The sequence below is a fragment of the Microcoleus sp. AS-A8 genome (genome assembly GCA_039962225.1).
Classification (GTDB): Bacteria; Cyanobacteriota; Cyanobacteriia; order Cyanobacteriales; family Coleofasciculaceae; genus Allocoleopsis.
The window spans coordinates 341,509-360,441 of the sequence record JAMPKV010000003.1 but is presented as its reverse complement, the minus strand read 5'-3'; the positions used below and the strand labels follow the sequence as shown (position 1 = coordinate 360,441).

General features: G+C 47.1%; 21 protein-coding genes, 1 tRNA gene and 1 pseudogene. 11 read left to right on the top strand and 12 right to left on the bottom strand.

The window, feature by feature from the left end; all coding sequences use genetic code 11:
* Positions 1-44: 44 nt before the first annotated feature.
* Together NDI48_07105 and NDI48_07100 are read right to left on the bottom strand one after the other, a co-directional pair.
* A pseudogene (locus tag NDI48_07105) lies at positions 45-410 on the bottom strand (nucleotidyltransferase domain-containing protein).
* Positions 411-471: 61 nt separating this feature from the next.
* Positions 472-1,029 carry a Uma2 family endonuclease gene (locus NDI48_07100; GenBank protein ID MEP0830977.1) on the bottom strand — a complete coding sequence of 186 codons (558 nt, stop codon included), beginning with the start codon at positions 1,027-1,029 and terminating at the stop codon, positions 472-474.
* A 320-nt stretch (positions 1,030-1,349) separates the two neighbouring features.
* Between NDI48_07100 and ribD the strand changes: the two genes are divergently transcribed.
* A complete protein-coding gene (ribD, locus tag NDI48_07095) occupies positions 1,350-2,507 on the top strand; it encodes a bifunctional diaminohydroxyphosphoribosylaminopyrimidine deaminase/5-amino-6-(5-phosphoribosylamino)uracil reductase RibD (protein MEP0830976.1) in 1,158 nt (385 codons plus the stop codon).
* Positions 2,508-2,629: 122 nt separating this feature from the next.
* The gene (locus NDI48_07090; GenBank protein MEP0830975.1) at positions 2,630-3,265 is read left to right on the top strand and encodes a hypothetical protein; all 636 of its coding nucleotides are present in this window, start codon (positions 2,630-2,632) and stop codon (positions 3,263-3,265) included.
* A gap of 218 nt (positions 3,266-3,483) precedes the next feature.
* Here the strand turns inward: NDI48_07090 and NDI48_07085 are convergent, their stop codons facing one another.
* The 4 genes from NDI48_07085 to NDI48_07070 all read right to left on the bottom strand — a co-directional run bounded on the left by NDI48_07085 (position 3,484) and on the right by NDI48_07070 (position 5,691).
* Positions 3,484-3,696 carry a hypothetical protein gene (locus NDI48_07085; protein MEP0830974.1) on the bottom strand — a complete coding sequence of 71 codons (213 nt, stop codon included), beginning with the start codon at positions 3,694-3,696 and terminating at the stop codon, positions 3,484-3,486.
* Between the two features lie 232 nt (positions 3,697-3,928).
* Positions 3,929-4,001, bottom strand: a tRNA-Ala gene (locus NDI48_07080).
* Positions 4,002-4,063: 62 nt separating this feature from the next.
* Complete coding sequence (locus tag NDI48_07075) at positions 4,064-4,792, bottom strand: HAD family phosphatase (GenBank protein ID MEP0830973.1); 729 nt, start codon at positions 4,790-4,792, stop codon at positions 4,064-4,066.
* Between the two features lie 8 nt (positions 4,793-4,800).
* Positions 4,801-5,691: a methyltransferase domain-containing protein gene (locus NDI48_07070; protein MEP0830972.1), complete on the bottom strand. Its 891-nt coding sequence runs from the start codon at positions 5,689-5,691 to the stop codon at positions 4,801-4,803.
* Between the two features lie 313 nt (positions 5,692-6,004).
* Between NDI48_07070 and NDI48_07065 the strand changes: the two genes are divergently transcribed.
* The 3 genes from NDI48_07065 to NDI48_07055 all read left to right on the top strand — a co-directional run bounded on the left by NDI48_07065 (position 6,005) and on the right by NDI48_07055 (position 9,247).
* Positions 6,005-7,186, top strand: coding sequence for an RtcB family protein (locus NDI48_07065; GenBank protein ID MEP0830971.1), 1,182 nt, complete (start codon positions 6,005-6,007; stop codon positions 7,184-7,186).
* A gap of 296 nt (positions 7,187-7,482) precedes the next feature.
* Positions 7,483-8,697, top strand: a complete 1,215-nt coding sequence (locus tag NDI48_07060) for a helix-turn-helix domain-containing protein (GenBank protein MEP0830970.1) — start codon at positions 7,483-7,485, stop codon at positions 8,695-8,697.
* 340 nt (positions 8,698-9,037) lie between these two features.
* The gene (locus NDI48_07055) at positions 9,038-9,247 is read left to right on the top strand and encodes a hypothetical protein (protein MEP0830969.1); all 210 of its coding nucleotides are present in this window, start codon (positions 9,038-9,040) and stop codon (positions 9,245-9,247) included.
* 20 nt (positions 9,248-9,267) lie between these two features.
* Here the strand turns inward: NDI48_07055 and hpsU are convergent, their stop codons facing one another.
* Both hpsU and NDI48_07045 read right to left on the bottom strand, forming a co-directional pair.
* Positions 9,268-9,918 carry a hormogonium polysaccharide biosynthesis acetyltransferase HpsU gene (gene hpsU, locus NDI48_07050; protein ID MEP0830968.1) on the bottom strand — a complete coding sequence of 217 codons (651 nt, stop codon included), beginning with the start codon at positions 9,916-9,918 and terminating at the stop codon, positions 9,268-9,270.
* 45 nt (positions 9,919-9,963) lie between these two features.
* Entirely contained in the window at positions 9,964-11,538 is a 1,575-nt protein-coding gene (locus NDI48_07045; GenBank protein ID MEP0830967.1) for a metallophosphoesterase, read from the bottom strand.
* Positions 11,539-11,714: 176 nt separating this feature from the next.
* Between NDI48_07045 and NDI48_07040 the strand changes: the two genes are divergently transcribed.
* Entirely contained in the window at positions 11,715-12,371 is a 657-nt protein-coding gene (locus NDI48_07040; GenBank protein ID MEP0830966.1) for a 1-acyl-sn-glycerol-3-phosphate acyltransferase, read from the top strand.
* Between the two features lie 494 nt (positions 12,372-12,865).
* Here the strand turns inward: NDI48_07040 and NDI48_07035 are convergent, their stop codons facing one another.
* Positions 12,866-13,861, bottom strand: coding sequence for a site-specific integrase (locus NDI48_07035; protein ID MEP0830965.1), 996 nt, complete (start codon positions 13,859-13,861; stop codon positions 12,866-12,868).
* A gap of 76 nt (positions 13,862-13,937) precedes the next feature.
* Between NDI48_07035 and NDI48_07030 the strand changes: the two genes are divergently transcribed.
* From NDI48_07030 to NDI48_07015, 4 genes are all read left to right on the top strand, one after another.
* Positions 13,938-14,405 (top strand): DNA phosphorothioation-associated protein 4, encoded by a 468-nt coding sequence (locus NDI48_07030; protein ID MEP0830964.1) that lies wholly within the window; start codon positions 13,938-13,940, stop codon positions 14,403-14,405.
* A gap of 198 nt (positions 14,406-14,603) precedes the next feature.
* Entirely contained in the window at positions 14,604-14,810 is a 207-nt protein-coding gene (locus NDI48_07025) for a hypothetical protein (GenBank protein ID MEP0830963.1), read from the top strand.
* Positions 14,811-14,958: 148 nt separating this feature from the next.
* Entirely contained in the window at positions 14,959-15,840 is an 882-nt protein-coding gene (locus NDI48_07020; GenBank protein ID MEP0830962.1) for a M48 family metalloprotease, read from the top strand.
* Between the two features lie 148 nt (positions 15,841-15,988).
* A complete protein-coding gene (locus NDI48_07015) occupies positions 15,989-16,300 on the top strand; it encodes a BMC domain-containing protein (protein MEP0830961.1) in 312 nt (103 codons plus the stop codon).
* A 263-nt stretch (positions 16,301-16,563) separates the two neighbouring features.
* Here the strand turns inward: NDI48_07015 and NDI48_07010 are convergent, their stop codons facing one another.
* Complete coding sequence (locus NDI48_07010; GenBank protein ID MEP0830960.1) at positions 16,564-17,331, bottom strand: Uma2 family endonuclease; 768 nt, start codon at positions 17,329-17,331, stop codon at positions 16,564-16,566.
* Here NDI48_07010 and NDI48_07005 point away from each other — a divergent pair.
* Entirely contained in the window at positions 17,330-17,506 is a 177-nt protein-coding gene (locus NDI48_07005) for a hypothetical protein (protein MEP0830959.1), read from the top strand. The two genes, NDI48_07010 and NDI48_07005, sit on opposite strands and share 2 nt — an antisense overlap.
* A gap of 419 nt (positions 17,507-17,925) precedes the next feature.
* On the opposite strand, the gene NDI48_07000 is transcribed toward NDI48_07005, so the two are convergent.
* Positions 17,926-18,231, bottom strand: a complete 306-nt coding sequence (locus NDI48_07000) for a hypothetical protein (protein ID MEP0830958.1) — start codon at positions 18,229-18,231, stop codon at positions 17,926-17,928.
* Complete coding sequence (locus tag NDI48_06995; GenBank protein MEP0830957.1) at positions 18,228-18,812, bottom strand: hypothetical protein; 585 nt, start codon at positions 18,810-18,812, stop codon at positions 18,228-18,230. Before NDI48_06995 ends, NDI48_07000 begins: the two co-directional genes overlap by 4 nt.
* Between the last annotated feature and the right edge of the window lie 121 nt (positions 18,813-18,933).

Sequence of the window (18,933 nt, the reverse complement as noted above, 5' to 3'; positions counted from 1 at the left end):
ATTGAGGGTTGCACCCGTGCGAGTTCATCCTCACCCCAAAAAATTCAATTATCAGTCGTGCTGACCTCGCAAGGTCTAGGAGTGTCTGGTTGTCTCTTGACATAAAAAATCTTTGCCGTACCTAAAATCTCTTTTCGACGTAACCAATTGTGGCTACGTTCAATAGCTCGTCTGCTGACAAAATCAACATCTCTATCCAGAATACCTTCTAATTCTTGTTGCATTTCAGCAACCTTAAATAAGCCCCATTAGGCATCGGGTGCAAACGTCACCAGCACATCCACATCGCTGTCTGGGCGAAAGTCATCCCGTAAAATCGAGCCAAACAATGCCAATTCGGTAATCTTCCAGCGATCGCAGAACTCAGCGATCTGCTCTTTTGGTAGCTTTTCGACAAAGTTGTTGCTCATACGCTGTTCCCCAATGCAGTACTTTCATTTATTATGTAAAACTTAAATAAACATGCGATCGCTACAACAAGTCCGCCTCTTCAAAAACCTGCCTTGTTGTTACTTCCAAGCCAGGAAGTAGTGCATCCACAATGGACGTGGTATCCCTATAAACCTGACTAGACCCATCTGGAAAGAAGACCCTAATGCTGATACCTTCAGGGTCTACAACCCAAACTCGTGATACACCAGCAGCAAAGTAGTCCTTAGCCTTATCTTCAAATTCTTTCATCGTCTGGTCGGGAGAGATAATCTCAATAACCAGTTCGGGAAGGGCAGGACAAGCTTCATTATGCTTCCAGCTTTTGGGTAGACGTTCATAGGAGATATACGTCAAATCCGGTACAGGTGCCCAATCTTTCCCCTGACGCTTTAAGAGAATTGCCCACTCTGAACCAACTCTACCTTTGCCCTTGCACCAGGTACGTATGAGGAGTAATAGAGCTGCCTGTAAAGTCGAGTGGAAATATTTTGGAGACACTTTAGGAACTGCCTGACCATCGACAAACTCATAGTTTACATCTCCTTCGGGGAGAGCTAGAAATTCTTCTAGAGTAAGTTGGGTTCCTGTATTAACCATGAGCAATACAACTGGGTAGCTGACACCTCTATCCTACTTCGCCTCATTAGCCTCTGATTTCAACGGCAATAGGGAATTAGGCCGTTCCTCAACAGTCTTGTTCACCGCTTTGTAGAACGCCTTTATCTGGTAAACCGTCATCGTCGGTTGTGACAATCCTCGTAATTGGCTGCTAAATTAGTGAGTCCCCTCGGAATTCGGAACGTTGCGAGATCAGATCCAGTGTCGCCAGCATCAGGTGAGGGCGACGGCAACAAAAGTATATGCTTGCAACATGCTGATTAACTAAACTCAGGGGTAAGCCTAACAACAGCAAGCTCATGGAAAACTCTTCCGCAGACGCCCAAACCAATACTCAACAGGCGTTAGCGGCGTCTCCACCAGAAATAGGAACGCCCTTTGATCGCGCTATAATGCAACGATGCATCGAACTAGCCCGTCGTGCCCTCGGACGAACGACCCCCAATCCCCTCGTGGGTTCTGTGATTGTCCAAAATGGGGAGATTGTGGGGGAAGGGTTTCATCCGTTTGCCGGTCAACCCCATGCCGAAATCTTTGCTCTACGTGCGGCTGGCGAAAAGGCGAGGGGAGCCACAATTTATGTCAATCTGGAGCCTTGTAATCACTACGGACGAACACCACCTTGTTCAGAAGCTTTAGTGGCAGCGGGTGTAGCGAAGGTTGTGGTGGGTATGGTTGACCCGAATCCACTGGTTGCAGGGGGCGGTGTGGCTCGATTACGGGCAGCGGGAATTGAAGTGGTGGTGGGTGTCGAAGAAGCAGCTTGTCGTCAACTCAATGAAGCTTTTATTTATCGCATTCTTCACAAGCGTCCTCTGGGAATTTTAAAGTATGCTATGACGTTAGATGGCAAAATTGCTACTATCAGTGGTCACAGCACTTGGGTAACAGGTCAGGAGGCACGGGCGCAGGTGCATCAACTGCGAGCTGCTTGTGATGCTGTGATTGTTGGCGGAAATACGGTGCGTCTAGATAATCCTTACCTGACCAGCCATCATTCAGACAGCCATAATCCATTGCGAGTGGTCATGAGTCGCACCCTCAACTTGCCCTTAAACGCCCATCTTTGGCAAACCAATGACGCTCCCACCTTGGTGTTGACCGAAGTAGGCGCTCTTCCGGATTTCCAACATCAGCTGGTGAAAAAGAAAGTGGAGGTGGTGGAGTTGACACCCTTAACCCCCGCGAAGGTGATGGAGTACTTGTATAACAGACAACTTTCTAGCGTGTTGTGGGAGTGTGGGGGAACTTTAGCCGCCAGAGCAATTGCAGATGGCGCAGTGCAAAAAGTCTTGGCCTTCATTGCCCCCAAAATCGTCGGTGGCAAGGTGGCTCCCTCACCGGTTGGGGATTTGGGGTTGGCAACGATGACTGATGCTCTCACCCTAGAACGCGTCACTTGGCGTCAGATGGGGCCAGATTACGTTGTTGAGGGGTATTTACCCCTGAAGGGTTGAACGTTGAAGCTTAGAAGGTTGTGCGGTTGGGAGGTTGCAATGTTTAAACCTCTCCTAATCTGCAACCTGTTAACCTGCAACCAATTAGCCTGCCACCCAAATAGAGGAAGAACGACCTAAAAATGCTTGAAGTGACGATTTGGAGCCTGCTAGCTGGCAATCTCGGTTGGCAGGCTGTGGTGGTGAGTGGATGGCTGCGCTGGAGGCAAATTGTTACCAGACAGCAACATCATGAGGAGGAAGAAATTTTGACCTTTTTCGACTCAAAAGACAACTTAGGATCGGTAGAAACGCCGCAACGGAATGGGAAGGTTGACTCTGCGGCTTATTCCAGCCATGCATCAACAGACTCGAATCTAGTGGGTTGGGAATTTAAAATTGTACGCGCCAGTCGCGACTTATTTCGCAATCCTGCTGTTTTGCAAAAGCTGTGTGAAGAAGAGGCTATCTCCGGTTGGATTATGCTGGAAAAACTCGATGATCGACGAGTGCGGTTTAAGCGATTGATTGCTTTACGCAATGTTCTCGATTCGTCACAGCTTCCTCATGACCCCTATCGTTGCCATTACGGGTCGTCCTTTACACCACAAGGCTGGATCGGTGCGATCGCATTTCTGATGGCACTCACCATTCCTTCCTATTTTGGTTATACGTTAGTATCTCATCTGCTCACCAACGCCCAATCTCAGGGGAAATCAGCCTCGCCCTCTTTGCCCTATGAGAATATCCCGCCGCAAAATTTCCCCCCAGCTCAATAGGAACGTTTATCTTTGAATCATTCAATAACTCAAGCTCGTTCTCACCAAAAAGCACGAGTAAATAGAGCAACCTTCCTCAGGTAACTTGCAAGCGCAACAGTTCATCAGCCACCAGAGGACAGACATAGAACTGAAGTATGCATTATGCCTGCGATTCCGTAATGCCGAAGCGCAATCTTGTAGGTAGAAGAGCGATGGTGTGTCTATTGTCCGGATCGTTAACAACGTTGTTGAGCTAGATCCCGGATGAGAGATACGCGATTGTTGAGGTAGTCACTTAACAAGTGAATCTCTTCGTGGTTAAGCGCTCGTCCTTGATTGTATTGCTTCAGTAGCCACTGAACTAAAGTTGCATCATCCAGTTTTAGTAGAAGATTGGCCTGGGTCGTTTCAATTAAAGACCACAGCTGACGCAGCATTGTGGGAGTCATAAAATCTCCTTTCTAGGTAAAAACCCTTGCTGGGCAGGGGAAGGGGAACACTGGTCTTACAACACCGTGAGGTTATTCCTTGAAACACGGCTAGATATTAAGAATTCCTTTAGAATCCTCTTTTCTTTCTTACAATAACCGATTTAGAGATAACAGCGAGCAGATCTCATAAGTTGATACAAGAGTTACAAAACACTTAACAAAGTGACAATTATCTTGATATATCTACACATGGAGAATACCGGACTCGAACCGGTGACCTCTGCGGTGCGATCGCAGCGCTCTACCAACTGAGCTAATTCCCCCTAAGGAGAGAGGATTTTGGATTGAATCCTCACCGCTGAGTGGGGAGTCACCGTTTTTTATTCTAACACGTCCTAGCACCGGGCTGATGTTCACGGCGTTCATAAACCTCCTGTACCCGATCCAATTCTAAATCGTGAAGATAATCTACCGTCCAGTTGGCTTGACGCTGGAGCATGTGAAACGGATAGGTATTCGCCACGCCAACCACTTGCATCCCCGCTCGTTTCGCGGCTTCAATGCCGGCTGGGGTATCTTCAATGGCTAGGCAGTCTGAAGCTTGTGCTTTCAGGGTGGGATAGTTTTGATTGAGTCGCTCAACGGCTAAAAGATACCCATCCGGTTCGGGTTTGCTTTCCTTAATGTCCTCACCCCCAACAATCACGGCAAAATTTTGAGCGATCCCCGCACGATTGAGTACCAATTCCACCTCACAACGCAGCGCCCCACTCACCACCCCCAAGGGTAACTGCGCGGCGCGAATTTGGAAAATTACATCCTCTAAACCTGGATAAATCGGCAGTTTTTCTAGCACTTCCAGCTTATGTTGATAGGCTTGGGCTTTACGGGTGATCAGTTGGGTTAAGTAGCTTTCTGTAACAAATCGTCCTCGACGCTTGAGTAACTCGGTTAAACCAACGCGATCGCTCCTGCCCAAACAAACTTCTCGATACTCATCGGATGAGGGACGCAGATTTTCCTGTAGGAGAATTTCCTCAACGAGCTGTTGGTGAATGGCCTCATCATTAATAATGACGCCGTTGAAATCAAACAGAACTGCCTTTAATGTCATGCCTACTGCTAAAACGCTGGGGCAGGAGTGCCCTGTGAACCAAAATCTTGGGGTGTGCTGCTGGTGAACCCCTGTCGGGAGGTGGCGGCAGAGTTGTCCACTGGGGTAGGTTTAATGCCATGCGTGACTTGATGCATCCACCAATGGTCATGAGTTTGTACCGCTTGAAAGCCGGCGGCACCCATCCCCGCCTCAACGCTCTCGGTCGCATAATCCTTAATATACGGCTCTTCAAATACTTCTGTGAGCCAATCTACTTGACGCAAGGTTTTCTGATTGCCGTCCAAAATTAATACTTCTCCTCCTGGAATCAGCAAGCGGAAGCTTTCTCGCAGAATGGTTTTCGCGACGGTGGGTGGTGTCTCGTGGAACAATAAGGATGCTGTCACTAAGTCAAACGACGCATCTGGCAATCCCGTCTCTTCGGCATTACCATGACGCCACTCGATCGTTAACCCTGCTGCTTTGGCTTTGTACTCCGCCATTACCAACATATAAGGGGACAAGTCTAATCCCATCACCTGGGCTTGGGGAAAGGCTTGCTTCAACATCAGGGTGGTGGAACCCGTACCGCAGCCTAAGTCGAGAATCCGTCGCGGTGTTCCTCCAATGCGATCAATTAAGCCTTGGCGTACCCAAGTTTCATTGGGTGGCAGCACATACTGGGTAATCGGATCGTAGGTAACCGCAGCACTGCGGTTGAGGTATCCCCCCTCGATGCCGTGGAAGTTTTGGCTACTGTAGTAGTGAGGGTAAATGACCTGAGGATTAGACAAGCGATCGCTCTCGGCTTGCCAATTGATACTGTTATACAACTGCCGTAACTTTTCTTCATCAATCAAGCTGCGGACAATCGGCGATAAGAAGCGTTCCCAAATTGTGTCCTTACGAACTGCCATAGGAGTAGACGTGGGGTTGTGTGGATTGCTCTTGACACAATCGAGGGCAGAGCCGTTGAAAACCTTGCCTTCTTTACAAATTGTAATGTAGTTTCTCTCTGAGCCATTAACTTTGGCGTGAAAGACCCACAGGAGAGTACAAGAGCATTCTGGAATTTAGTTTTGCAAATTGTAGTGTTAATGTAGTACGACGAACCTCATCTCAGAGCTAGCCCGTAGAAATCTTTAGCTACGGATGACTTGAGCTAAACATCAGTCGTTGTACAAAACTCTTCCTCCATAAATCACCGATATTTTTTAGAGGCAAACGTTTATGCCATACGAACAGTTAAAAATTTCCACTCCAGCGCCAGTTCTTTCTTGGGCGAATCACGCTTTGGGTTCAGAAGAAACCAAGATGGCAAAAAATGTGGCTTCTCTGCCATTTGTTTTCAAGCATGTGGCATTAATGCCAGACGTTCACTTGGGCAAGGGAGCCTTAGTGGGTTCTGTCGTTGCTACAACAGAAGCTCTCATGCCTGCGGCTGTCGGTGTGGATATTGGTTGCGGAATGGCTGCAATCAAAACGCCATTTGTGGCTGACAAATTGGAGGGTAAACTCAAGAAAATTCGCCTAGAGCTGGAAGCCGCTATTCCGGTTGGCTTTAACGAGAACAAAGACATTGAAAAATCGGTGGCGAACTGGCAGCGTTGGGCTGATTTCAAAGAACTGCATCGAGGGGTGCAAGATTTGCAAGGGAAAGCGATGAGACAGATGGGTTCTCTCGGTGGGGGCAATCATTTCATTGAAGTTTGCATCGATACCGAGAACCAAGTGTGGCTCATGCTGCACTCCGGTTCACGTAACATTGGCAATGTGTTAGCTCAGTGCCACATCAGTACGGCAAAAGAACTGGCCAAAATGACAAAAACATCTCTTCCTGACCCAGATTTAGCTTACTTTGTCGCCGGAACCCCCGAATTTGGGGCTTACTGGCGGGATTTGCAGTGGGCGCAGAATTATGCCCGCGTTAACCGCGATGTGATGATGGCTCGCTTCAAGCGAATTATTGAGAAACATCTCGCGGGTGGCAAGCCTACCAAGGCTCTTTTGGAGGTGAACTGCCATCACAACTACGCGGAGAAGGAAGTGCATTTTGGTGAAGACGTTTACGTCACCCGCAAGGGAGCTGTTCGGGCACGCGAAGAAGATTACGGCATCATCCCTGGTTCGATGGGAACAAAGTCTTTCATCGTCAAGGGTAAGGGTAATCATGACAGTTATTGCTCTTGTTCCCACGGTGCAGGACGTCAGATGTCGCGCAGCAAGGCGAAGAAGCACTTCTCGTTGGATGATTTGATTGAGCAAACCCAAGGGATTGAGTGCCGCAAAGATGAGGGTGTTTTGGATGAAATTCCAGGCGCTTACAAGCCAATCGACGAGGTTATGAATAATCAGTCTGATTTGGTTGAAGTTGTGGCCACACTCAAGCAAGTCGTCTGTGTGAAAGGGTGACATCCTCCCCCAAAACCCCCTGATTCAGCTAAAACGGATCAATTTAACTAGGGTGGTTAATACCCACCCTACGACTGAGTTAGGAATCCCTTTACTGGCGTGGACAGGCAGCCACAGAATGGGCTAACCGTTAAGGTGATATGTAACACTGTATACAATTAAATTTAACCAAGTGACAATTGTTTAAACAAAAACATCAATGATTTTCGATGTTCTACGCTTAGGTTCATAAGACTTGACAATTGCGGGCTTTAAATCTCTCGATTGGTCAGTGCATAAAAAGCAGGTAATCTCCTATGCTTCAGCTCGATAACATGAGTGTCGGAGGTTTAGACATGGTGAATGTCGATGCGTTCGCTAAGCGGATACAGGTGATCAACTGGCGCTTAGCTGAGCTGTACGAGGGCGCGAATGTTCCGGTATCTCAGCAACCAGACTTCTTACTGCCCACCGCCTTCAAGGAACTCGGTACCGCCTCGGAAGAGTTGCAAGTCGCTGTTGAGGAGCTGTACAAGCAGTCTGAGGAATTAGCCCTCACGCGATTGCAGGTAGAAGTGGAACGCCAGCGCTACCAAGAACTCTTCGAGTTCATGCCAAATGCATATCTAATTACGGATGCACAAGGCAAAATTCAAGAGGCTAACCGTGCTGCGGCTAGGCTGCTCAACCTTGATCTGTCGCACTTGAGAGACAAACTGCTGATCAACTTTATTCCTTTACAAGAGCGTTCGACGTTTCGCTTCAAACTCAACCAGTTGCAGCAGCGTAACTTGGTGCAAAACTGGACATTAGGTTTACAGCCTCGTAATAGTGAATGCATTGAAGTCGATGTAACTATAGATACAGTCTGTGACCATGAACACAGAGTGGTCTCTTTGCGCTGGATATTGCGCGAACTCCCCAGTTACCAGGCGTCTCAAAAGGCGTTCTCCAAAAATAGCCACAACCTTTTCCAGGATCGTCCCCTGCATAGTTATTCTAAAGGAGAGATTATCCCCCTCTCACCGACTTGCCTTTGGGTCGTTGCTCAAGGTGTGGTGAAGCTGAATACGATGAGTGAAACCGGTGATGAGGTACTCATGGGATTGGCAGTACCATCGATGCCTTTTGGCTCTACAATGACTTCCCTTCCTACCTATCAAGCCACCGCTCTTTCGGAGACGGTTAAGTTAGGATCGTTTTCTCCAGCAGAGATCAGCGCTTGTTCTTCTCTATCCCAAACTTTGTTACCTCAAATTAGTCAGCGGCTACGTCAGACAGAATTGCTGTTAGCCATTTCTGGAAAGCGACAAGTTAAAGAACGATTGCATCATCTGTTGCTGTTGTTAAAGCAGGAAATTGGCGTGCCTGTGGCTCAAGGCACTCGTTTGAGCGTTCGCCTGACTCATCAAGATCTTGCCGATGCTTGTTGTACTACCAGAGTGACGATTACGCGACTACTGGGTCAGTTACAGAAACAAGGGATGATTACATTTGATGCTAAGCACCATCTGATTGTGAGAGATCAGTAGGAAAGGGGTTAGATGCATGTTTCTGTCTAAGGTTTTCTGGGATACAAGTAATTTTAATAAAGTTATATCCTTCGATAGATTACATATTTAATCAAATCAAATCTCTCGATAGAGCTATCGGCAAGTACATTTTAGATACAACTGTAAACATCATCTTTGCTTGATAGGGTTTCTATATTAAGAAGTTTTGACTCAGTGGCTTAATCATACTGATCGCTATGTCATCGCGTAGAAGATAAACGGTAGGGCACAATCATGTCCCCTGGCAGGCAAAGATACAGGGAAATAGTATCAGTAGACGCTCGCTCATGACCCCAGCCCCAAAGGAGTCTTCAGATTTATGAACTCAATTTCTACGATGGTACCCAGATTTACTCGAAATCAAACCGTTAGTTTTAGCGGCGGTGTAGGCACAATCAAAAGCTACCGACCTAATTCAAATCAGACGTGGATTTATGCGATTGAAATGGAGATGGGGCCGGAACCAGATTTTGGCAGGGTGGGTTTTGAAACAACGATTCTTTTACCTGAAACTGAGATTCAAGAGTAAGGATAAAAATCCCTATCTTTTTAGGCTTTCTGCCGGACTTGCCGTTGATAGTGGGGGCGTGCGGGTGTACCCCAGCATACCTGTTGGGCTGGGATATGGCTGAAAACACTGCTACGCGCCCCAATCACCGCATTGGCTCCAATTTGAACGCCTGGGGCAATGAAGCAATCTGTAGCAATCCAGACGCCGTTACCGATCGCAATGGGTGCGGTGATTAGACCAAATCCTGGGTCTTGGATGTCGTGGCTACCGGTACAGAGGTAGCATTTTTGCGAAATCACGCCGTGACAGCCAATGCGAATGTGATCGAGGCTGTAAAAAACCACATCATCCCCAATCCAACTGTAGTCGCCAATTTCCACGTTCCAAGGATAGGTAAAACGGGCCGTGGGTCGGATGATCACGCCGTTACCAATTTTTGCCCCAAATAACTGTAGTAGCCATTTGCGGAAGCCGTTGAAGGTATGGGGACTTAAGGGAAAGGCGATCGCTTGCACCAACCACCAAAGTAAAACAAACCATCCAGGACGCCCGCGCTCGTACTTGGATGAGTCATATTGACGTAAATCAATCAAGGGTGGCTGATCTAAAACGGGCTGTTCAGCGAAGTCTCCCGGATTAGCCGTAACTTCCGGCTTCTGGGACAACTCAGTCGGTGGGGTTGTATCCATAAGTTCAAAATGCAATAAGAATAATCTTTGTCCGATATGGGGATGTTAAATGACAAAGGGTTCTAGATGGCTATGACTCCACTGTCGCCCCAATCGCTCGGCAATCAAGGGTCTAACAACGAACTTGGGAGGGCAACCGGCTTTGACATCAATTCGGATAAACGAATAGGGTCGCCCCTTCTTTGAGCCATGACCATGCCGACCGACAAAAAGGCGGGATTTTGCGACTTGACGAATGCGATCGCCTTCATTATCCCTAAACCGCTCACTTAAATCCGAACCCTCAGCCCGTTGGCGACGCAGACTGTAACCGCTACCCCCGCAGACAATCCAGTTAATGTGAGAGTCGGCGTGTCCGGTGTCACCCGTATAGAGATGTTCTAAGCAATGGGCGTGACCCGAAAGCACCAAATCCACAATGGGACGCCCCTGTGGCAGTTCCCCAACCGCTTCAGCGACCGCATCCAGAACACGGCGCAGATGATAACGAACCTCCATCGTTTGTCCTTGGTCCCACTTGGTAAGTTCGGTGACGTAGGGAGGATGGTGGAAATAGAGGACACGTCCGCGCACCTCTTGGGTATTCCAAGATTCAATCAGCCCTTGTTTGAGCCATTCGAGTTGTTCAAAATCGGTAACAATGTTTTTGTCGGTGGTCAGTTGTTTCTCAATGTCCAGCTTGGCTTCCTCAATCTGCTCCAACTTAGCTTGCTGATCATCAAGAATATCCGCTTCCTCCGGGTTGTCGGGGTTGAGTTGCTCACAAGCGTTGAGGATTTTCTCCTCTGAACGTTCTAACTCGTCTCGGCGCTGATAGAGTTCGCGACGGAGTTCATCACCCTCTTTTGTGCTGGGCAGGGGTGATGGTGCATTGAAGGTATTCGTATCAAGGGCAAAGAAGTCGATCCCACCGAAACGAAAGGTGTAATAGCGATTGGGTAAGCGGGTGAAATGTCCGGGTTGGTAACGTAGGCAAGGTCCTGTATCGGTTTGAGCGGTGTAATGCTGGTCTAAGTGACGGACAAATGCCTCCTTGTTATTAAACGCTTTTAGGTAATCCATGAATGCCTGTGCATAAACCCTGCCTTGACCCGATCCCTGCCAGCCAATGTCAAAATCTAGTTTTGACCAGAGTAGTCGGCGCAGGGGGAGTGTCGTCCCTGTCATCAAACCAAACAACCAAGGTAGGTCGTAGTAGTCGTGGTTTCCTAGCACGGGGAGAAACGGCATGTTGAAGACCATCTGGTCATAGGCAATCTTTTTGTACTCCTCTCCACCGACTAGAAACTCTCGATAGGGGGAAATAAAGTTCTTTTGATAGTACTCGCTGGAGCCAACGAGGTAGATTACATCGCCTGTGTGCAACACGAAATCACTGGTATCGCGCTGTGAGAGCATCAGTTCAGCGATTTGTCGTTGAGGGTTATGACCACGTTGGGGTCCTGCACCACTATCCCCCACGACTAAGAAGGAAAATTCAGGATTATCTGACTCATTGATGTCTAACACCATCCGAGTTTGGTCGATTCCCCGTTCTACAATGACTGGGTCACCCCACCGCACCCGCTGCTTCATCTTGCGGATTTTGACGGAGATGGGTGGATCGGACACGAATTTCATTCTTGGATAACTCCCAGATGGTATTCTTCAGCGAGGATTGTATTTCAGGATTTACGCAACACTTGTTTGTTATTTGTCATGCTAAGCGAAACGACCTGGCTTCGGGTGTATTGTAGGCAATCGAGAACTGCTTAACCAGTAAAACTCATCGAAACAGCAACAGGTGACTCAACCGGATGAAGTCTCTTCCACCAGCCGCTTCTGTAATGCCTTGGCTTTACTGGACACTTTTCCCCGTCCATCGTATTTTTCTGAGTCTTTATTTTGGGCAAATTATCTTCCAAGGAGCTGAAAATCTACCGGAATCTGGCCCTGTGGTTCTTGCTCCTAAGCACTTTAGTCGTTGGGACCCACTCGTCATCTCTTTACTCAGTACTGAACCGCTACGGTTCATGACCAATGCTAATCAGTTTGAGGGCTTCCAGGGTTGGTTGATTGAAAGACTAGGAGCGTTTCCTGTGGACTTAAATCATCCGACTGTTTCTACTATGCGCTGTGCGATCGAACTGTTGCAAGCGAGGAAGAAACTGGTGATGTTTCCCGAAGGGGGAATTGTCCGCGACCAACCCTTGCGCCCGCTCAAAACGGGTTTAGCGCGTTTGGTTCTGCAAGCTGAAGCGAAGATACCAGAAGGTGTGGAAATTCCTATTGTTCCGATCGCAATTCGCTATGACCCAGGTGCTAATCCCTGTGCCAACATATTGATCAATATCAGTTCTCCTCTTTACTCCCATGAATACCGTCAGGAGAATGATAAGCAAACCGCTGTTGCACTGACTCAAGCTTTACAAGACTCGTTACTCAAGGGTTTAGAAAATATCAATTCATCATGAGAGAGGCTGTGTGGGATGCACCCGGCTTGCTAGCTTTTATGGAAATTAGATAGTGAATTATTATTAAGACACTTAATGGATAAGGCTACTCGCTTTTTTCGTCACGCTCTTGTTGGAGCGAGACGTGACGCTAAAGATAGTGTGTATCAGATTTGTTATCCTAATCTTTTTCTCTGAAGACTGTTTTTTAGGAGCTTGAGCGCAGACTTCAAGGGGTGACCAGAAATGGTCATTAAAATCGTAGTATCCCATCTTCATACCTTTTGTAGGGTATCTTCATTGATACTTCATACTCATTGAAAAAAAAACAGGAAAACTACTGAAAAAAATAAGAAGCTATTTTGAAGTCTCCGTAATTTAACGGAACAGGAGTCTGTTACAATCCGCTCTGTAGGAATTCTAAACTTGGTAAAGTTGGCTTTTTTTAACCAACCACAGAGGCTCGGAGGGCACAGAGAAGAGAAAGAGAGGTTCGCATGAATGATTTAAGACGGTTATAGTTTAATTCCTAGTTTCAACGCTGGATTATTCATCCAACGGTCAGCGATGTGTGCATAAATACAGGTTGTTCTGGGATCGGCATGTCCCAACAAATCTTGCACTTGGCGTAACTCTGCACCAGACCTTAGGGCAAGAGTCCCCGCTGTATGTCTTAGACTATGAGCTGATATTGTTCTCCCTGGTGTTTGCTTGAGTTCGGTTTGGTGGAGATAGTAATCCACTATCAGCCGAATCCCACGCCGAGAAATCCGCTGTCCACCGGCCCGATTTCCTACGGCGATAAATAGTGGGGTGGATGGTTTGAGTGTTTCCCCACTCTCTTTCCTCGTTTCCAGGTAAATCATCAGAAGGTTGGCAATATCTGGAGTTAAAGGAACAACTCGAATATTTCGCTTCCCTTCTACCCGAATTCCCATATTTCCTCCCTGCTTAACCAGATCAGATATATTGGCTCGATGTAGTTCTACTGTACGTGGACCTTCCAAGGTCATAATGGCTAGCAGGGCTTTATCTCGCGCTGCTTTGAGGGTTCCATCTTGGGGTATGGCTTCCAGAAATTGCTCGACTTCAGCTTTTTCTAGGTAAGAAATGCGTTCTGCTGGGTCGCGCTTTTCCTTTGGGGGTTTCACGCCAGCGGCTGGATTTATAGAAATCAGCCCTTGTTCTACGGCGGCTTGATAAAATCGCTTGACTACGGACAATTTTAATGATATAGTCGCTGGCTTAAATTTCTTTTTTTCTACCATCCAGCGGCGGTAATGCTTGATGTCGTCCTTCGTGACTTCTGCGGGATGGAGTTTTTGGCGATCGCACCAATCAACGAATTGCTGAACTTGGCGGCGGTATGTGTTCAGGGTATCCGACGCGGCATCGCCAGCACCAACATCAATATTAAGAAACTCGGCAAAGACTTCTAGGAGGTTGGCGGTAGTAACCGCTAGGTTGGAAGGTTGAGGAGTGATTTGGCTTGGTGTTGCAGCAACCTGCATGGTAAAAATTGTGGAATTTTTTACTCATGTTATCATTCTTACATCCGATAATTACTGTTATGGGAATTAGAAGGCGATGGGTGCAAACAGAATTCGGGTGGCTAAGGATAAAGCCGAGTTGGTCAAATCCTTAGTCGTCTCAGAAAGTTCCACGGGGCCTTTCCAAACGTATGCCGATGCGATGGTGTTTGCCGCCGCATTAGGGGCAAAGCGCAAAAAGCGATCGCCTTTGGGCACCATCTCCACCAAAGAAGTCTCACCCATTGCCTTAGAGGTATTTGTTTCCAGGGGATACGATCGCGTGTTGAAGTTACTGGCGATCGCACAAACCAAAGAAGCCAAAATCCTCTCCCCCACGGATGACATCGCTGAGGAGAAACGCATCCATATTTTTGAAGAATATGCCAATGGGGGGCTGGAAATTTTGCGAGACGGGTTGCGGGGAGCGGTAGATTATTCTGAACGGCTACTGTTGATTTTGAGTGGTGAAAGATTTAAAAAAGAAACGCCTGAAGGGGATTTTGATTTGAGTCGGTTTTTATAACTGTTTTGAGGTACTAAGTTTAGATGCCTCCACCGCCCTTAAATAAGGCTGTTGTGTTACTCTCGTCAGAGCGAAAGTTGAAAGCCTTACACACAGAGGCGGAGGTTAGTATTTTCTATGGGTTCTATTTCTCCTGCTAGATGCTTTTAATTCAGCAAAACTGAGATAGTAAAACCATTGAGATAGGAAAAGTACTCCATGAATAATCGACTCGGAAAAATTGTAATATTCGGCTTATTGCTGATGCTGCTATTTGCTCCTTTTGCCGGTTTTGCGCCTTTGATGCTCATCTTATTGGCATTCGGAGTTTATTGGATGGTTGGGTCATTAATACAAGCTTTTTTTCCAGATGATGTCGCACAAAAGAATGACCAAGCTGGATTCGATTCCTCAGGGGGCGAGTAATCATTTTGAGGATGTTTGAACCTTCCATCAAAAATTGACCTACCCATTGGAATAGCTGGATTTATTTCGAGGGATAGAGACAAAATTTCTTCAAGATTTGAGATGTTGAGAGAAATCGCAAACATTTTTAACAATCACTCTCAAAATCATGCTTGGCATCAATGAAATTAAAACAGCAGCGCTGCTAGGACTGCTGAGTGGTCTGCTCGTTTTAGGGGGCTACTATCTAGTCGGGAATGAACAGGGTCTGTACATGGGTCTAGTGTTTGCAGCCCTAACCAGTTTCGGTTCGTGGTACTACTCGGATCGAGCCGCTTTAGCGACGTATAACGCACAGCCTATTGCTCGTCATGAGTCGCCAGAACTTTATGATACCGTCACTTCTTTAAGCGATCGCGCAGGCATTCCCATGCCTAAATTATTCATCGTACCGACACAATCGCCGAATGCTTTTGCCACCGGTCGAGACCCAGAACATGCAACAGTAGCCGTAACTCAAGGCATTCTGGATTTGCTTTCACGGGAAGAACTTGAGGGCGTCTTGGCTCATGAACTCACCCACATCCGTAACCACGATACCCTGACCCAAGCCGTTGCCGGGACTATCGCTGGAGCCATTACTTTCTTGGGACGGGTGCTCACATTTGGAGCGTTGTATGGCCCCGTAACTCGCGATAATCGTCAAGGTGGCAATCCTCTGGGTGTGTTGTTTTTGATTGTTTTAGCTCCGATTGCGGCGGCGCTGCTTCAGTTTGCCATTTCCCGGACTCGCGAATATTCGGCTGACTTGGGTTCGGCGGAAATCACAGGAAATCCCAGAGCACTCGCCACAGCGCTGGAGAAGCTCGAAGCTATGGGTCGCCAAATCCCGATGAACGGCAACCCAGCGATGTCCGCGCTACTGATTGTCAATCCGCTCTCCACCAAAGGTCTGCTGGCTCTGTTCCGGACTCATCCTCCTACGGAAGAGCGGATTCGTCGGCTTTTGGAATTGGCGAATCAAAAGCAAGGCGCTCCAGTCCCCGCTTAATCCTTCAGAAATCTCTCGAATTCTCCAATGTTTCTCATCCCGGTAAAAATGCCGGGTTTTGTTGTTGCAAATAGTATTTTTATCAAAATTAGAGTGAAGTCTCGTACAATTGATTTCACCTATTAAAGTTGACTCAGGAGCTGATTTCATGCCAGCAGCCGTTGGAACGATTGAAACGTTAGGTTTTCCTGCTGTGTTAGCGGCAGCAGATGCGATGGTCAAAGCTGGTGCCGTCACATTGGTTTATTACGGCATAGCGGAAAGGGGTAACTTTATAGTCACTATTCGAGGGAAGATTTCTGAAGTCAATGTTGCTATTGCGGCGGGAATTGAAGCCGCCGAGAAAGTTTACGGGGGTCAAGTGATTGAGTACTACATCATTCCCAATCCTGATGAAAATGTTGTAACCGTTATGCCCATCGAATACACCCAAAAAGTTGAACAATTTCGCATGTTCTGACATCGTTACTACTTTTTAGAACATCAGAGTTCACCACGAATGACAACGCGCAAGCCCCACTGATAAGTTTAATTTTTAATTCAAGTGGGGTTAGCGGCGTCTAGCCAGAAAATCGTCCAAACGCGAATTTAAAGAGAAGTATCGTCAGGCGTTGAATTCCTTACCTTTTGCTCAAGAAACAATTCAACGAAATCTAGACGAAGCTAACGATGCATTTCAACATGCTCCCGGTATATCTAACCAGTCGCCTTTTATTTGATGCATCACGTCTCAGAACGGGTTATCAATTGTTCTATTTCAGATAAATTCAAACCTGTTAATTGAGCTACCTGTTCTATTGTCATCCCAGCATCAAGTAAGTTGAGTGCCGTTTGTAGCAATTGCCCTTCTGCCTTGTCTGCTCGTTGTCGTTCCTTTTCTTCAGGTGTTGGCAGCAATTCTCCTTCCCAAGTTGCCCAGCGTAGCCAAGTCGCATCAATGCTTTTGTAATTTCCCGGCCAACGCTGCAATGCTAGTCCTAACGATTGACTCACTAACTGATTTTGAGCATTGGGTGTGATGGGTTGATAACGGCCTTGTTGAATTGAGAAACCGGCCCAATCATCTGGGTTAAAGGGGTCATACCAGAAATAGTCTGGTACGCGCATTTGATTTTGATAAATCAGCTTTTTGTTGTTTTTATCGGCGGCGGCAGTACTCTCAGAAAGCAACTCAATTACCACATCTGGTGCTTTTCCTTCTTCCCAAACGACCCAACTTTTTCGTTCACCTTTGGGCACTCCTAGCACAGCAAAAAAGTCGGGTCCTTTAAAGTCTTTGTTTCGTACCTGTGCCAGACTGTAATAGACAAACATATTGCCGCCAACATACCCATCTTCCCGTTGTTCCAACCAAGGAATTAAGGCATCAATCAGCAAGTCCATTTGGGCTTTATGCCGTGCACTTTCCATCGGAATACCATCATCATAGGGCAGCTCTGCCTGTGTGGGGGGGAGTTGGATATCGGGTGCTGCTAGGGTGGTTTCGGACATGGCTTTTCACCTGTTGTGTCGCCATTGCGGATGTTTCCATAGTACTGGATGCTTGGAATTTGATGCTGTTGCTGTTTATTTCAAGGTGCGATCGCGCCCGTTGATTTTAGGCGATCGCAAAGAGAGATTCAGTACCCTGCGATACGTCCATGTCGCAGCTTACACCTCGCCGTGAACTAAAGTTCCGGCTGAAAGCTCAAACCCGTTTTAACTGACATCTTGCACCATTCTCAATAAGCCACATAACCCGCCAAGAAATTAATTTCTTGGCTTATAGCTCAAGTCCATTGAAATGGACTGAAACTCTTATCTAGTCGTCTTTAGACGACTTTAGCTATGAGACAGTGGTTAAAACCACTGGCGGTTGTTGCAATTGGTGCAAGATGTCAGTTTTAACGGGATAAAACCTCGATTCAGTCAGCTAAAGCTGACTTTAGCTGTGACGCCGAAATTTATTTCAGGGCGGGCTAGCGGCTAAAGTTTGGAGTAGTGCAAGAAGTGCCAGGTATCGAAAAGCTAGAAATGGCGTGGCTTCCTGGAATTTGCCTTAGTAGCAAATCTTGATAAAAACCGGAAACCCTTAAATGCTACACTTTACAAGTCTCGACGCGAGACAAGAGACACACACCACCACACCTCTTCGTATTCCTTCAGATTTGCCTTGTGTTCTTTGTAGGGTGCTAGAACTTCCGCCTCAATACTTTTGGTGGCTCCCGGCGATAACTGTAACCTTGTTGCTAGCTTGTTTAAAGCTCTACGACCAATACGAGAAATTTCACCGCGACGACTCTTAACCCATTTCTCAACCTCTCGACGATACTCCAATTCAGGGTCATTTACGGGCGAACGAGTCAGGATAATATTGAATCCTTCTTGGTGGGAGTAAATTTCTGGCTTCATTGCTGGTTTAGCTGCCTGAACTTTCTCCTTGGCATAGTCGTGCAACTCCAAGATGGAAATTGTACCCGTTCCATCTGTGTCTGCTGCTCCCGTCTCCAATCCCTCAACCAGAAAGCGAGTATAAATTCCCGACCCTTCATGCTCAAAAGATTTTTGCAAGGCAGTTGAAGAGGTGAGAATTGCTCGTCCTTCGCCCCCCAACTCCCGTGTGCCAAAAGTTGGCGAACAACTCGCTCGGCGTCTTCTAACTCCTTACGGCTTTTCGCTTCAATCTCGACTTCCTGTTCACCCACTTTTACTTTAATCACAACGGGTTTATTCGGAATGCGATCGCCAATAAACCCCAAAACTTTCTGAATATTTTCTATACTAACCTCAGCCGTCAGGACTCCTACTATAGTTGCTAGAGCTGACTTAGCTCCCGCTTCTAGCTGCGAGTCTTTGGCAAAGTCAACGTTTTCCACTTCATCCAGTTGACGCAGTTCCCGCAGCAGCTTTCGCGCTATCTCTTGCCGTTCTGCATCCTCTAGTTCTGGGTCGTTAACAGCAAATGTGAATTGAATTGTCTGTTGGTCTGTCATCCTAACCTCAGAGTCCTGCCGTCTGTCTTAGTGCTGATTATAATTACAAGTTTCTCCTTCCCGTAGCAAGATGAATCCATTTAGGGAGACATCGCATCTCACCCCTACAGTCTTCTGCAAA